Here is a 14,771-nt window from a genome sequence, read left to right on the forward strand (position 1 = left end):
TATGAATAAATCACAATTCATCATGAGCAGCTTAATCAGCTGCCGAACCATTAGCCACCGTGCTAAATGACGACATCATAACCCCCCGGTAAATGGCATAAATATTATTGGACAAAAGTTTTGATATCAGGAGGCTGGATCATGCAATTCTATTACGGAAATCAAATGCCGCTCAGGGTACTGGATGAAACGGAATTTTGGAAGCAGCAGGAAGCTGAGCACACAGTGGTCATGCGTGAATTAGTCACCAATTTGGAAGAAACGTATGTTGCTGCGCTGAAACGCTGGAAGGTTGAACTTGAGGCGTCACATCAGCACGTCAGACGGTTTATCGAGTCGGTCATTAGAAGCCATAACACCATTTCGCCGGCGCTGCATAAGCAAGTGCTCGAGCTCGTCTCATTCTGTCTCCAGGAATCGGTGGCTTTCATTCAATTTTGCAGGCAGGTCAAAAATGATAGTTCTGCTGTTTCAGACAATCAAACGGCAAAAGTTGTGATTGACCATATTGTTGATGAGTCAGAATACTTTATCGGCATTGCTCAAACGATTTTGTACGAGCAGACTTGAGTTTGAATAGCTATTGAGGAGAATTTTTGCAATGGACAAGCGGTTGTTGCACGATTGTAGGGGGATTAGAAGATAAGCCAGGTGTTACAAAAAGACTTGTATACTCAAAAAAGTAACAAGTCTTTTGCAAATTGTGATCGTTAAATTATTCAAACACTATTAAGCGATGGTTCCGCTGGCTTCTTCGACATTCCGATCCTTTTGCGCAGCATTGAGCATTAAGAATATTGCTGAAAGAATATGCATAATCATACCTACAAATGGAATCCATCCAATACAGGACGTTACGATACCCAAAATACTTCCTGTTGTTGCACCCTCATCCCTTTTAGTCATTACAAGCGTAATAATATGTAAAATTAACATGATTACAAGTGGTGACCAATAAAGACCTACGATGAATGCTCCTCCAATGACCGGTATTCCCAGAAATGCTTCAAATCCACCAGTTACCCATTTCAAAATTCGTGATGGCGACATATGAACACCTCCTATCAAAAAAATTATTTACATGAAATATAGGTATATAGTACCATTACTCTTTTCCTCTGTCTACATAAATTGACATATTTTTTATATTACTCTGGAAATAAAAAGAAAAAGAAATACCATTATCATTTATTGACTTGAGTATCTATTAATACCCGATTGCCGCAATGGTGTGCATGATTGATACTCGTAGGGACACCATTGAATCGGGGTGGCTTCTACGTCTGTGATACATGATCTCTTGTAGCGCCATCAATGATTAATATAATAGCGGTTATGATATGCATGATCATACCGATGACTGGAATAACACCGATAAACGAGGTGACCATACCGAGTGCGCTTCCTGCTATACTTCCTTTTTCATTGCGTGCGATAAACAGTGTGACGGTATGCAGGATGAACATGACGAACAGGGCTCCCCACGTTGTACTAAGGATAAACGACCCACCGATAATCGGAATACCAAGAAACGCCTCACATCCGCCAGTTACCCACTTCATAATCCTGGACAACGACATATGATGCCTCCATTCACTATTGCTCTTATTAGCATAGCATATTTTCGGGAGCAGAAACTATTCAGAGCTGGATAATTTTAAAAAATGTGTTGGTCGCGTGGGCGGTACTCGCTCGATTTCGGGCGCTGCTCGCTCGTTTGCCGGCACCACTCGCCCCTGCCCTACCATAAAAAGCTCCCTGCCGCGGCAGGGAGCTTTCATTCAATCATGATTCCGTCTTTTTTCGGCGCTTAAATTTTGCTGCCAGATCATCGAAAAGCGTGTACACGACCGGGATCAGCAATAACGTAAAGATACTTGAGATGGTCAGGCCGAATATAATCGTCACGGCTAGTGGCTGCTGCATTTCGGCGCCTTCCCCTAATGCGAGACCGAGCGGCACCATGGCCAGAATCGTTGTCAATGTTGTCATCAGGATTGGACGCAGACGGCTTGGGCCTGCTTCCAGTATGGCCTCGTAGCGAGCTTTGCCATTTCGTCGGACAATATTGATGTAGTCGACGAGTACAATCGAGTTGTTGACGACAATACCGGCGAGCATAATAATGCCGATAAATGCCGGGATGCTTAGTGGCAGACCGGTGACAAACAGTCCGAACAGCACACCGACAATCGTAGCCGGAAGTGAAAACATAATAATGAACGGGAACAGGAAGTTTTCAAACTGGATAGCCATTACGACATACACCAGAAATATCGAGAAAACCAGGGCGATGGACAGATCCGTAAATGAATCAGTCATGTCCTGTGCCTGACCGCCAATTTCATATGAATATCCTTCAGGCATGTTCAACTGCTCCAGCCGTTGTTCGACGTCCCCCATAATGCTCCCAAGGTCACGGTCGATAATTTCAGATGTCACGTTCACTTGCGGCTGCTGGTTTTCTCGCTGCAGAGTGACGGGACCTTGAATCTGTTCCAATGTTACGAGTGACTCTAGAGGAACCGCTGCGCCACTCTCTGACTGGATGGTCATCCCTTCCACATCACTGATGGTACTCCGTTCATCTTCCGGATACATCAGTGTCACATCCATTTCATCGCCTTCTTCACGATACTGTGCTGCCGTCTGGCCCGTAAACTGGAGCTGGATTTGATTGGTAATTTGCTGCTCAGTCAGTCCGTACATCGCAGCTTTTTCCGAGTCGACTTCGATACTCATCTGCGGGACGCCTTCTTCGGCTGATGACGTCGCATTATGGACGCCCTTAACTTCAGAAATGGCCCCTGTTACCTCGCCCGCTAACTCACGGAGCACATCATGTTCAGGCCCTTTAAGACTGATTTGGATTGGGTCGCCGGTTCCTGTGGCACTGTCTGTTGCCATCACGGATATTTCCGCACCCGCAACAGATGCCATGTCGTCACTGATATCTTTCACCACGTCATTTGTGCTAACAGAACGTTCAGATGCAGGAATCAACTCCAGCATATATGTCGCCTGGTTGCCTGATGAACCCATGCCCATACCGGCACCGCCGCCACCGACATTCAAATAGTTCATTTCCATCACATCATCATACGCCTCTAATTTTTCACTGACTTGTTCGGTTACTTCCTGTGTATGTGCCAGTGAACTTCCCGGCTCGGTTTCCACCGTTACTTGGAGTTGTCCCTGGTCAGATGACGGGATAAATGATGCACCGATCATCGGAATAAGTGCCAGACTTCCAGCAATAATGGCAATCGTTCCAAAGACGGTCGTTTTCCGGTGGCCGAGAACCCATTTCAAAACAGCGCGATACCCATTGTTGACACGGTCCAGAAGGCGGTTGAACCAATAACGCCGCCCACTTTCCTGAGTAGCTTTGGCAAGCAGTTTAGATGATAGCATCGGTACCAGTGTCACCGCTGCAATGAGTGATGCGATCAGTGAGAATGAAACAGCCAGGGCCAATGGTGTGAACATATCAGATGCGATGCCGTCCACAAAGACCATCGGCAGAAAAACCACCAATGTCGTTGTCGTGGATGCAATGACGGCGGGTGCCAGTTCAGAGGCCCCTTTAATCGCCGATTGCACCAGTGAGTAACCACGCTGCCGGTACGTATAAATATGTTCGAGTATGACAATGGAACTGTCGACCATCATACCAAGGCCAAGCGCCAGTCCGCCCAAGCTCAGCACGTTCAGTGTTTCCCCGGTAAAATACATCAGGGTGAACGTGGAAATAATAGCGATTGGAATCGACAGCCCAATGACAATCGTTGCCCGAATACTTTTCAGGAACAGTAGCAGAATCAGGAACGAAATGATGCCGCCTATCAGGATGTTTTGCACAACTGAACTGATCGACATTTTAATGTATTCAGACGTGTCAATGATCACATCCGATTGGACATCTGCAGGCAGTTCTTCTTCAATGTCTGCCATACTTTCATTGATGTTGTCCGCCACCTCAACCGTATTGGCATCGGTTTTTTTCATGATGGACAGGACGACGGCGGATTCGCCATTCACTAGTGTTTCACCTGACGATTCCTTGTGCGTATCGTTCACCTCACCAAGTTCATCAACATGAACAGTGCCATCTGACTCGGTTTGAACGAGAGTTTGTTTAATATCGTCTATCGACTCAAATTCACCGGTCACCCTTAGTTGCAGATCCTTGTTGCCTTTTTCAACAGTACCAACTGATGCCGATTGGTTGGAACTGTTCAAGGATTGTGTGATAGTTTGCGCCGTCACACCATACTGTTGCATTTTCGCCTTGTCGAGGACAATCTGAATCTCCCGTTCTTTTGCACCCTCCACAGTGACAGAAGCGACACCGCTCTGGCGCTCAAAATACGGCACAATCTGATCATCAGCAACTTCTGTGAGTTGAGCCGCTTTGTCGCCGGTCAAACCGACCCACATAACAGGCAGCTGATCAGGGCTGAACCGCATAATATTTGGATCGCCGGCCCCATCCGGCAGAGCACCTTTCACCTGATCAACACTTTCACGCACATTGAGCAAGGCCTGGTCAAGATCTGTGCCATTATTGAACATCATGAGAACAAGTGATGAGCCAGCCTGGGATTGGGACTGTACAGTTTGAATGCCTTCCACCGAACTGACTGAAGATTCGATTGGACGGCTGATTAAATTTTCGACTTCCTGTGGTGCAGCATCCTGATACGATGTTGCGACAACTGCAATCGGTAAATCAATTTTGGGAAAAAGATCGACGTTCAGATTGCGCAGTGACACCGTCCCGAGGGCGATAATCGCCAAGACGATCATGATGACACCGACAGGCCGTTTAACGGATGTATTGACGAGCTTCAAGAATGATCCCCCTCTTCGGTGACGTTAACTTCCATGCCATCCGACAGGGTCAATAAGCCATTGATAACCACCTGATCGCCTTCTTTGACATCACCTTTGACAGCTGTTTCGTCAGACTGGGTTTCCTGGATGGTCACGGTCTTTTTCACGGCTTGATTGTCTTCTACTGCATAAACAAAGGTTTCGCCACCTTCAGTGACAACCGCTTCTGTCGGCAAAAGAATCGTATCCTCCACACGTTTCTCCGGGACATTCACAGCGGCGACCACACCGGGCAGAATGTTGTCATCTTCATTACTGACTTCAGCTTCGATCGGGTAAAGCCCTGTATCATCAGGCATCGAGCTGACAGATGTCATTTCCGCTTCATATTCCTCATCATCAATCATAACCGGGTACGTGTCCCCTGTTTCCAAAAGATCAAGAGTTTCTGCGGCAACGGTTAAATTGACAGTCATCGTGTCAAAATCAGCGATGACCATAAGCGGCTCTTCACTGGAAGCCATTCCACCCTCTTCTGTTGTCAATTGTGCAATTTCACCATCTGCCGAAGCGTAAATGGTTTGATTGCCAGCAGACGTCTTAACGGTTGTCAAATGGTCATCCTCTTCAACCATATCGCCGTTTTCCACTTCAAGCGCAGCAACTTCTCCTGGAGACTGAACCATGACCGGCGTGGTGCTGCCCGGCTCTGTTCGCCCGTATAATGATTTTTCGACGACTAAATCACCGGTTGTCGCTTCAGCCGTTTCAACTGATGTAACCTGCTCCTCCTGTTCTTCATTGTCTTCATCGTTCTGACTGCATGCAGCAAGAATGCCAATCAGCATCATTGCCATTGCCACTACCACAAATTTTCGCATAGGTGTAACTCCTCTTCTTTGTTTTAATCAAGCAACTGAATATGTAAAAGGCGTGCCATCTCCTGACATTCCTGTTCAAATTCCGGGATTCGCTGAAAATGGACCAGGAGCCCTTGAATCACTGGCTTTTGCGGATGATCCTTTCCCGTTTCGGTGAACATGATTCCAATCACGTCTTCCAGTTCACGTACCTTTTCCGGAGTCAGCCCCAGTGTATCGATTTTATCTTTCATGGCTGTTAATATAGTTGATACGGGAACCTCTTCACGATACGGTTCAGGGATATCATCAGGCGTAACCAGTGGTGTCTCTTCCCGTTCAAGCAACCCACTGACAATGTCATCCATTCTTCTTACGATATAAGGGCCTAATTGGTTTCGTTCAATATGAATGTCGTCTATAATAATCCATTTAAAATAACCGCTTATCAAACCTTCCAGCTGGATGATCATATCCGGATAATAAGGCGCCATCTTATCACCATAAATACGATTCAAATTTTGCCGCAACCAGTGAAAATTTTCTGCGTTCATTTGTTTCATGAATACATCGGTATTTTCCCCGATTGAAATATTTTGATAGAGGTGCATCATGAGAAAATCCTTATACCGATAAATATATTTTGTGACCACTTCAATTTGTTTCGCAAAGCTGTCACGTGGTGCCAGGTTTTGTTTTTGGACGCTTTCGACCCGGGCCGTGATTTCTTGGTGATAATGACGAAATGCCGTCACGATAAAGTCTTTCTTAGATTGAAAATGCAAATAGAACGCACCTTTGGAAACGCCCGCACCCTCCGCAATTGCTTCAACCGAGGTCATATGATAGCCTTTTTCGGCAAACAATTTCATCCCGGTTTCGATTAATTTTATTTTTTTCTCTTTCATGTAAACACCCGGTTTCATGTTCATTAAATTGACAGGTGGCTTTACCAGCCCGAAAACTGGACTAACCAGTCAGTCATTTTTCAATTCTACATCTGTACACCTGTGAAAGCAAGTAAAATTAATAGACGATATGATAAAACGATCTCGTGTAAACTCCATCGTCATTAAGATAACGAGCTTCTCGTTTTATAGAACAGACAATCCCTCTCTCCACGAAGGTATGTCTGGTGCCCATATGTTATGTCGTTAAGAAGCCGTTCCAGTTTTTCTTTTGCCCTCCTAAAGATGGTTTAACTTATATAAAGATTCCGGTAACCCCTCTCCCCATTCGAAATGGAGAGGGGGTTCACCATAATCCTAAAATTGGCGCCACATGAACGGCCGACCCCCAAAAATGCGCGGCCGGTTCAGCTTGGCAATGATTTGGCTTGTCCGTTTATATTGCATGTCAAACGCGTTCTCGGACGTATTAATGAACAACCCGGTTCCATCATGAAACGTAATATATGTCTTGTCATCACGCTGTTCAAAATGTTCAATGTGATAAAAGGAAAGCCATACATTGTCTTTGTTTTTGATAGACGAGGTCGGCAGCATATAGACGCCTTTATCAGGGATAGCGGGCACCGGTATTTTGCTGTTCAATTTCAGCAAATCTTTCATTGATTTACGCCGGCCTTCCATGGTTGAACCGTATAACAGACATGTGTGATCAATAATTCGTTCGGGACTGTGCACGGAATGCCGTTCCCTGGACACTTCTATAATGCGCGAGCGGTAATAAGCGGACTCTTTCGTCATGATGGCTTTCGTTTGTCGGCCAATAATGTAAACTGGCGATGAAAATTGTCCTTCCATTTTAATTCTCCCCCTATTTTAATTATGTCAAAATTCCGTTTTTGATCCGGTACTATTGTACTACGAATAGGCATTATATACCAGACAATTTTAAAATAATTTGGAATAAAGTGGATGCGATTGGAAAGTTTATGTCTATCGGGGGCGGGGGTGTGCGCGTCCGTATCCGACAAGATAGGAAGACTCAGCTTTAAAATCTTCTTTCAGGGGGGGTCGTGGACAGGAACTGAAAAAATCCCCTTAATAGAAGGGGATTTTAAATGTCATAAACTTTATCGGTCGTCATCTTCATCAAGCTTGTTGTCATTATTGTTATTATTATCGTCCATGCCGTTTTTATTATCGTTCTGATTGCTATTACCGTTTCCATCTTGGTTCATACCATTGTCATTGTTGCCATCCTGATTTGTATCTGTTCCATCCTCATTCGTGCCATTGTCATTATCATTATCAAGCTGTGGATCATCCTGGTTGTCACCATTCATATCAGGATTATCTTCCTCCTGATTCAATGGCGCCTCATCTTCATTATCACCAACAGGATCATTCTGGTCGTCATTTCCGCAAGCGGCCACCAGTGACAATGCCAAAATCGGTGCACCAATTTTTATAAGCCATTTACGTTGCATAGATGTCCCTCCTTTACAGTTCATTTTCGCCTATAGCTTAACCATTTTATAAAAAGTGATACTTATTTTTACAAATTGTTACGGTGGAGGGAGCTTTGCATCAAGTCCAAATTCAATTGGAGAAAGGTTGATTAAAATCAAAAGGGCAAAAAAATTCCCCACGCCTAGGTGGAGAATGATATAACGCATTATTTGACGGCAAAGGTGATTTCCGCTTCACAGGCTATTTCCCCATCGACTGTTGCAACACCTTTCCCTTTGCCAACGGGACCTTTTATCCGAAGAATGTCGACTTCCAATTGCAGTTGGTCGCCTGGTTTGACCTGCCGTTTGAATCGGCATTTGTCAAGGCCTGCAAGAAAACCGATTTTACCCTGATTTTCTTCAATGCCAAGCACACCAATCGCACCGGTCTGGGCCAGTGCTTCCACGATCAGCACACCAGGCATGACCGGATAGTCAGGAAAATGCCCCTGGAAAAATGGCTCATTTGCGGTCACATTTTTCAGTGCGGCAACCCGCTTGCCTTCTTCTAGTTCGGTCACTTTGTCAACTAACAAAAACGGGTAGCGGTGCGGGATGGTTTGTTTAATTTGGTCGATCTCCATGCAATCGCTCCTTTACGATATGTATATGATTTTCATTATAACAGAAATTCAGGTGGTATCGGGATTAAAAAGAAGAGCTGTGATGGTGGCTTTTTTGCTATCACGCTCATGTTTGGAGGATTATGACTGTATGGCGGTTTGTTCCGTACATGACTTGAAGATCGTGCTCACGTTCCCATGTTCCATGTCTGCCATAAAAAATAAAAGCTGTGCGATTCGCATTCACTCACACTTTAATGAATAACGTATAATTCTGGACGCTACAATAAACATGCCCGGTAGCCAGTGGACATGCATTTATTCTTTTTTCACGACGATATCGATAATATGCTGCCATGTTTCCCATTTCAATGCATCTGTTGGATTGCCGCCTCCCATGACACCATAACCAACCATCAAGCCTGCTGCCAGTGCAACTGCCGAAATAGCCAGAACAACAATAATCCGTAGCCAGATTGGAAAAATACGGCGGCGGGGTTTTTTCCTTTTCCGCTTTTCCTGTTTACGGTCTTTCTTTTGTTCTTTCCTTGTTGTTTTGTCCGTTGACGTTTCCTGCTGCTTTTTCTGCTTTTGCTCTTTGCGGGTCACCTTGTCCGAATTCTTTTCCTGCTGCAGTTCTTGTTCCTGCTCTTCCGTTTGGCTGTGCTGTCCGGTCACCGCTTTTTCTTTCTGTTGTGTTGGCATGGCTTGTTTCTCCTTATATCTGTTGTTGCTTGTGAAGTCCTGATGGCTCATGAATGCCTGAACCCATTTGTAAAGACCCGTTTCCCGCCAAACGACGACGGATAACTGTCCCGAGTCGTTCAGGTCTCGGGAGGCATTGGCGATATTCGTGGCGTTCTTAGCCTTTATTCCCTAATATCCGTGGAAAAAACACCCACTGACTGCCGTTTCACTCTACCGCAGCTGATTGACGAGCCCCATCATTTGGTCTGTCATGGAGATCGTTCTGGCGTTAAACTGATATGACCGCTGCGTGTTGATCATGTCGGTCATCTGCTGCGCAAGATCCACATTCGATTGTTCCAGCGCACCACTTTGCAACGCATCCGTATTAGCTTCAGCCGGCTGTATGATATCGGCAATATCATATCCTAACTCTTCCAGGTCTGGGAGGCGGAATGCATTATCCCCGGTTGTTTCCAGCAATTCTGGCTGAATAGCTTCCGAGATTGCCAGACTCCCAGCATTTTCATTTACATTACCACGCTGAACCGAAATTTGTCCATTTGGCTGAATGGTTATGTCATCAAAACCGTCTGCTATGATGATTGGTCCATCTTCTCCCAACACTGGGTAACCGTCCTTCGTCGTGAGCATGACATCCTGATCATCGTTAACAGGGGTTATGTAAAAGGACCCGTCTCGTGTATACCGTGGTTCCGTGACCCCATTTTCGGTTACCTGAATTTCAAACAGATGATTTTCTTCCAATAGGGCGGTGTCAAGTGCACGGTCTGTTTCCTGGATCGAACCCGGCCTCAGATCAACGTTCACCGATCCAAGCTTAGCACCTGAGCCAACCCGCACACCATCCGGGGTCAGGCGCCCTTCAGCATTAGCAGGGTCTGTCATGTTGTCGATTTGCTGAAACAGCAGTGAGGAAAAATCCGCCTGCCGCGTTTTGTACCCGGTTGTCTGGCTGTTCGCCATGTTATTGCCGACAATATCCAATTTATTTTGCAGCTGGTTCATCGTTACAGCCGCCTGAATCATTGTTCGTGACATCCAACCCCTCCTAGCCTAATCGGGCAATTTCACTAACGGCTTTGCCCATGCTTTCGTCGTAAGCCTTCAGCACACGTTGGTTCGTTTCAAACATCCGATACGATTCCATCATTTGCGTCATGGACTGGGCTGCATCTGTATTCGACCGTTCCAGGACGCCCTGCCTGACAGTAAATGTAACTCCGACGGGCACTGGTCCGGCTTCCCCGTTGTACAGGCCATTTCCTTCCTTGGAAAATTGGTTGACATTTTCAGTATATGCGATGCCGAGCGGAATATTTCTCCCTGACATCTGTAAAATACCATCCTCAGTGACTGTGAATTCCATGCCATCTGTCTGAATCGGGTCACCTGCATCATCCAGCACGTAGTAACCCTGCGTTGTCGTGAGGAAGCCCTGTCCGTCCACGGTGAAATTGCCATTCCGGGTGTAGCGCGCTTCACCATCGGCATTTTGCACAGCAAAGAAAAGACCGCCCGTCTCATCCGGCATCTCACCGTTAACCAGCGCCATATCAGTAGGGATGCCTGTTTCCCGGACGTCACCCTGGCCATAATCCGGGATGTTTTCGTGGACATACACACCCGTGTTCAGCGGACCAATCGGATTCTGCCTTGGAAAATTCAATCCTCGTTCAGTCGGGACATTGGTTTTACCCATTTGGTCCATCAACAGTTCAGGAAAAGCGCGCAATGCAGGCTGGTCTGCTTTGTAACCAGGTGTCTGCGCATTTGTTATATTATTGGATAAAGCCTCCTGCTGTCGCTGCTGTGCAATCATTCCGCTGGCAGCTGTGTAAAATCCCCTCAACAATTGATTCAGCTCCTTTATACGATAGGTGGAAAGTCGTGGAATCCCGACGTGTTGTGGCAGGGGTGCTTCTCAAGCCGCTTTGGTTAAACGATCTTTTTCCGCTCGATTTTATCGATATTTTCCAGCATGATTCCCGTCCCTTTAGCAACACAATCCATTGGCTCTTCAGACAGGAGAACCGGCACTTTCAACTCATCAGCCAGAAGCTGGTCAATCCCGTGTGTCAATGCGCCGCCACCGGTCAGAATCACCCCGCGGTCAATGATGTCCGCTGACAATTCTGGCGGCGTTTGCTCCAGCACCTGTTTAGCAGCCTGAACAATCATGGCAGCCGACTCCTGCAGTGCCTTTTCGATTTCTTCTGAGTAAACCGTGATCGTCCTTGGCAGACCGCTCACCATATCCCGCCCGCGAATTTCCATCTGCTCGTGGCGCGAATCTTTCCAAACTGTCGCAACATTAATCTTGATCGCTTCAGCCGTCCGTTCACCGATCAGCATTTTGTATTCTTTTTTGATGTATTGCAAGATTTCCACATCAAATTTATCCCCCGCCATTTTGACGGATTGCGCTGTCACGATATTGCCCATCGATAGCACCGCCACATCCGTTGTACCACCACCGATGTCCACGACCATATTCCCGCTCGGCTGGTAAATTTCCATACCGGCCCCAACTGCCGCCACTTTCGGCTCTTCCTCCAAGTAAACCTTTTTACCGCCAGATTTTTCAGCCGCTTCCTTAATCGCCTTTTGCTCGACTTTCGTAATGTTTGTCGGACAGCAAATCAGCATTTTCGGTTTAGATAGAAATCCCTTCACATTTATTTTCTCAATAAAATGCCGCAGCATCGCTTCCGTCATATCAAAATCCGCAATCACACCGTCTTTCAACGGGCGAATCGCTTCAATGTTTCCCGGCGTCCGCCCTACCATGCGGCGTGCAGCTTCCCCAACCTCAAGCACACGGCCGGAACTCTTATCAATCGCCACAACAGACGGTTCATTCAAAACAATTCCTTTTCCTTTCACATGGATCAACACGTTAGCCGTTCCAAGGTCGATCCCGATATCTCTCGAAAACATTCATTAGGTCCTCCCTGCTATCAAATACTTCCCCGCATCCATACGTAAACATACTACTACTAATATTATATTTTACCACAAAATACAACATATAACTGCTATTTCCGAAAAAAAGATTAGGGAAAATTCACTACGCCTGAAGCTGGGGATGACCACTGATGTTGGGGGGTCTATCGTCGATGTCGAGGCTCCTGTCGTTGATATTCGTGCTTCTACCGTTGATGCTGGCACTCTCACCGTTGATATTCGCGCTCCCACCGTTGATGCTGGCTCCTCCACCGTTGATATTCGCGCTCCCACCGCTGATGCTGGCACCTCCACCGTTGAAGTTGGTGCTCCCACCGGTGATATTGGTGCTCCTGCCGTTGATGCTGGTGCTTCCACCGTTGATGCCGGCACCTCCTCCGTTGATGTTGGTGCTTCTACCGTTGATGTTGGCACCTCCACCATTGATGTTCGCGCTCCCACCGTTGATGCTGGCTCCTCCACCGTTGAAGTTGGTGCTCCTGCCGTTGATGCTGGCTCCTCCACCATTGATGTTCGCGCTCCCACCGCTGATGCTGGCTCCTCCTCCGTTGATGTTCGCGCTCCCACCGTTGATGCTGGCTCCTCCTCCGTTGATGTTCGCGCCCCCACCGCTGATGCTGGCACCTCCTCCGTTGATGTTCGCGCCCCCACCGTTGATACTCAATATTTTTTTGAAATATTTATGATTTAAAGCAGGAATTTGACTGACCATGTCGAAATATAATCTTTGAGAAAGAAAATATGTATAAAGGAGTGTTTCATTTTTGTTCCCGACCATTATAAAACATCGAAAAAAGCCGCACGAGCTACTGGCTTACGAGGCGCTATTCAGGCGTATTTTGGAACACTATCGGCAACATGAAGCCATCGTTTCGGAGTACAAGCGCGTAAAGGCAGGTTACGACGGTGAGAGGAATGTTGACTACAAACTTTCCACCTATCCACAAAAAAATTTCTTCGTTTTTCAAGGCATCCGTCTGCAAAACCCTCCATTTCCTTTTCAAATTGATACGCTCATTCTGACTGAAAAAATGATCTATATTCTCGAAGTTAAAAATCAGAAAGGGGTATTTCAATACGACTCAGAACAGCAACAACTAACGCAAATAGTTGATGGAGAGGTGAAATCCTACAAAGACCCAATTCTACAAGCCGAAGCGCAAAAAACACATTTGCAAGGATGGCTGGCGCGGCATGGCGTTTTCAATATGCCAATTGAAACCCTTGTCGTCATCGCTTACCCGTCAACCGTCATTGAAAATATCACGAAGGACCCGGAAGTTTATAAAAAAATCATTCATAACGAAAGCCTCCACGAGCACCTCAACAGGCTCAACAACCGTTATACAGAAAACATACTTACCAGTGCGCATTTAAAAAAATTGTGCCAGGCGCTATTGAATGAGGATACGCCACTCCGGACAGACATCTTGCAGCAACATAATATAGGATGGCAGCATATGATAAAAGGGATTCCTTGTGAAAAGTGCTATCAATATCCGATGGAGCGCTTGAATAAAAAATGGCAATGTCCTAAATGTTCTGCTGTCAGTTCCAAAGCTCATGAACGGGTTATTCTCGACCACTTGCTTCTTCATAGTACCACGATCACAAATCGGCAATGCCGTGAAATTCTTCAAGTTGATTCACCAGGGACCGCATATCTCTTAATGAAATCGATGAACCTTTCAAGGTCCGGTAAAAATAGCGCCAGGGTATATTATTCACCCTTAGTAAATGAATTTCCTCAAAGTTCCAACATTCCGATCAAGTTTAAAAATAATTTTGCAAAACAAAGCCTGGACTGAAAGATATTCTCACAACCAAGGAAGGGGATACTCTCTCCCCTTCTGTTAATATTTACGCGCTTCCACCTTTGATACCTTCGCCCCTAACGTTGATGTGCACGCTTCTACCATTGATACAACCACCTCTGCCACTGATGTTCACGCCCCCACCGTTGATGTTCGCACTCCCACCGTTGATGCTGGCTCCTCCACCGTTGATGTGCACGCTCCCACCGTTGATGTTCGCGCTTCTACCATTGATACAACCACCTCTGCCACTGATGTTCACGCCCCCACCGTTGATGTTCGCGCCCCCGCCGGTGATGCTGGCTCCTCCACCGTTGATGCTCGCGCTCCCACCGTTGATACCACCCCCCCACCATTGATATCATCGCTCCTACCGTCGATGCCCGCGCCTCTACCGTTGATGTTTCTATGCTCGCCTGTTCGCCGACGTCCACATCACCCCCAAAAACCCGGCCACACGTGGGCCGGGTTTTCAATATAAGTAATACCTCCTTGTTCAATAGCTTCGTTGGTTAGTGGGTGTCACCTCCTATGAAGTACCTGTTTGTACGATACGCAGGCTTACGATTAAAGCAGGCTTCGTTTATGCAGTACCCCACCTCCT

15 protein-coding genes are annotated in these 14,771 nt (G+C 46.4%); 2 read left to right on the plus strand and 13 right to left on the minus strand.

Features of this window, described 5'->3' with window-relative positions:
* The first annotated feature begins 141 nt into the window (after nucleotides 1–141).
* Nucleotides 142–570, plus strand: a complete 429-nt coding sequence (locus E4U82_RS13245; RefSeq protein ID WP_135110649.1) for a DUF2935 domain-containing protein — start codon at nucleotides 142–144, stop codon at nucleotides 568–570.
* A gap of 159 nt (nucleotides 571–729) precedes the next feature.
* Here E4U82_RS13245 and E4U82_RS13250 read toward each other — a convergent pair whose 3' ends face one another.
* From E4U82_RS13250 to E4U82_RS13310, 13 genes are all read right to left on the minus strand, one after another.
* Entirely contained in the window at nucleotides 730–1,050 is a 321-nt protein-coding gene (locus E4U82_RS13250; RefSeq protein WP_135110650.1) for a hypothetical protein, read from the minus strand.
* A 227-nt stretch (nucleotides 1,051–1,277) separates the two neighbouring features.
* Complete coding sequence (locus tag E4U82_RS13255; protein ID WP_135110651.1) at nucleotides 1,278–1,580, minus strand: hypothetical protein; 303 nt, start codon at nucleotides 1,578–1,580, stop codon at nucleotides 1,278–1,280.
* Between the two features lie 205 nt (nucleotides 1,581–1,785).
* Nucleotides 1,786–4,854, minus strand: a complete 3,069-nt coding sequence (locus tag E4U82_RS13260; protein WP_135110652.1) for an efflux RND transporter permease subunit — start codon at nucleotides 4,852–4,854, stop codon at nucleotides 1,786–1,788.
* Nucleotides 4,851–5,717 (minus strand): efflux RND transporter periplasmic adaptor subunit, encoded by an 867-nt coding sequence (locus tag E4U82_RS13265; protein WP_135110653.1) that lies wholly within the window; start codon nucleotides 5,715–5,717, stop codon nucleotides 4,851–4,853. Before E4U82_RS13265 ends, E4U82_RS13260 begins: the two co-directional genes overlap by 4 nt.
* 23 nt (nucleotides 5,718–5,740) lie before the next feature.
* The gene (locus E4U82_RS13270) at nucleotides 5,741–6,604 is read right to left on the minus strand and encodes a TetR/AcrR family transcriptional regulator (RefSeq protein ID WP_167751415.1); all 864 of its coding nucleotides are present in this window, start codon (nucleotides 6,602–6,604) and stop codon (nucleotides 5,741–5,743) included.
* A 357-nt stretch (nucleotides 6,605–6,961) separates the two neighbouring features.
* Nucleotides 6,962–7,462: a competence protein ComK gene (locus tag E4U82_RS13275; protein ID WP_135110655.1), complete on the minus strand. Its 501-nt coding sequence runs from the start codon at nucleotides 7,460–7,462 to the stop codon at nucleotides 6,962–6,964.
* A 272-nt stretch (nucleotides 7,463–7,734) separates the two neighbouring features.
* Nucleotides 7,735–8,091 (minus strand): hypothetical protein, encoded by a 357-nt coding sequence (locus E4U82_RS13280; RefSeq protein WP_135110656.1) that lies wholly within the window; start codon nucleotides 8,089–8,091, stop codon nucleotides 7,735–7,737.
* A 188-nt stretch (nucleotides 8,092–8,279) separates the two neighbouring features.
* On the minus strand, nucleotides 8,280–8,699 hold the full coding sequence (gene fabZ, locus E4U82_RS13285; protein ID WP_135110657.1) for a 3-hydroxyacyl-ACP dehydratase FabZ: 420 nt from the start codon (nucleotides 8,697–8,699) through the stop codon (nucleotides 8,280–8,282).
* A gap of 297 nt (nucleotides 8,700–8,996) precedes the next feature.
* Nucleotides 8,997–9,383, minus strand: coding sequence for a DNA-directed RNA polymerase subunit beta (locus E4U82_RS13290; RefSeq protein WP_135110658.1), 387 nt, complete (start codon nucleotides 9,381–9,383; stop codon nucleotides 8,997–8,999).
* 213 nt (nucleotides 9,384–9,596) lie between these two features.
* Nucleotides 9,597–10,427: a flagellar hook-basal body protein gene (locus tag E4U82_RS13295; protein WP_135110659.1), complete on the minus strand. Its 831-nt coding sequence runs from the start codon at nucleotides 10,425–10,427 to the stop codon at nucleotides 9,597–9,599.
* 10 nt (nucleotides 10,428–10,437) lie between these two features.
* Nucleotides 10,438–11,241, minus strand: coding sequence for a flagellar hook-basal body protein (locus E4U82_RS13300; protein ID WP_135110660.1), 804 nt, complete (start codon nucleotides 11,239–11,241; stop codon nucleotides 10,438–10,440).
* An 83-nt stretch (nucleotides 11,242–11,324) separates the two neighbouring features.
* Nucleotides 11,325–12,326, minus strand: coding sequence for a rod shape-determining protein (gene mreB / locus E4U82_RS13305; RefSeq protein WP_135110661.1), 1,002 nt, complete (start codon nucleotides 12,324–12,326; stop codon nucleotides 11,325–11,327).
* Between the two features lie 130 nt (nucleotides 12,327–12,456).
* Nucleotides 12,457–13,131 carry a hypothetical protein gene (locus E4U82_RS13310; RefSeq protein WP_135110662.1) on the minus strand — a complete coding sequence of 225 codons (675 nt, stop codon included), beginning with the start codon at nucleotides 13,129–13,131 and terminating at the stop codon, nucleotides 12,457–12,459.
* Between E4U82_RS13310 and E4U82_RS13315 the strand changes: the two genes are divergently transcribed.
* A complete protein-coding gene (locus E4U82_RS13315) occupies nucleotides 13,118–14,161 on the plus strand; it encodes a nuclease-related domain-containing protein (RefSeq protein ID WP_135110663.1) in 1,044 nt (347 codons plus the stop codon). The two genes, E4U82_RS13310 and E4U82_RS13315, sit on opposite strands and share 14 nt — an antisense overlap.
* The last annotated feature ends 610 nt before the right edge of the window (nucleotides 14,162–14,771 follow it).

It is taken from the genome of Lentibacillus salicampi, from assembly GCF_004565465.1.
GTDB lineage: Bacteria > Bacillota > Bacilli > Bacillales > Amphibacillaceae > Lentibacillus > Lentibacillus salicampi.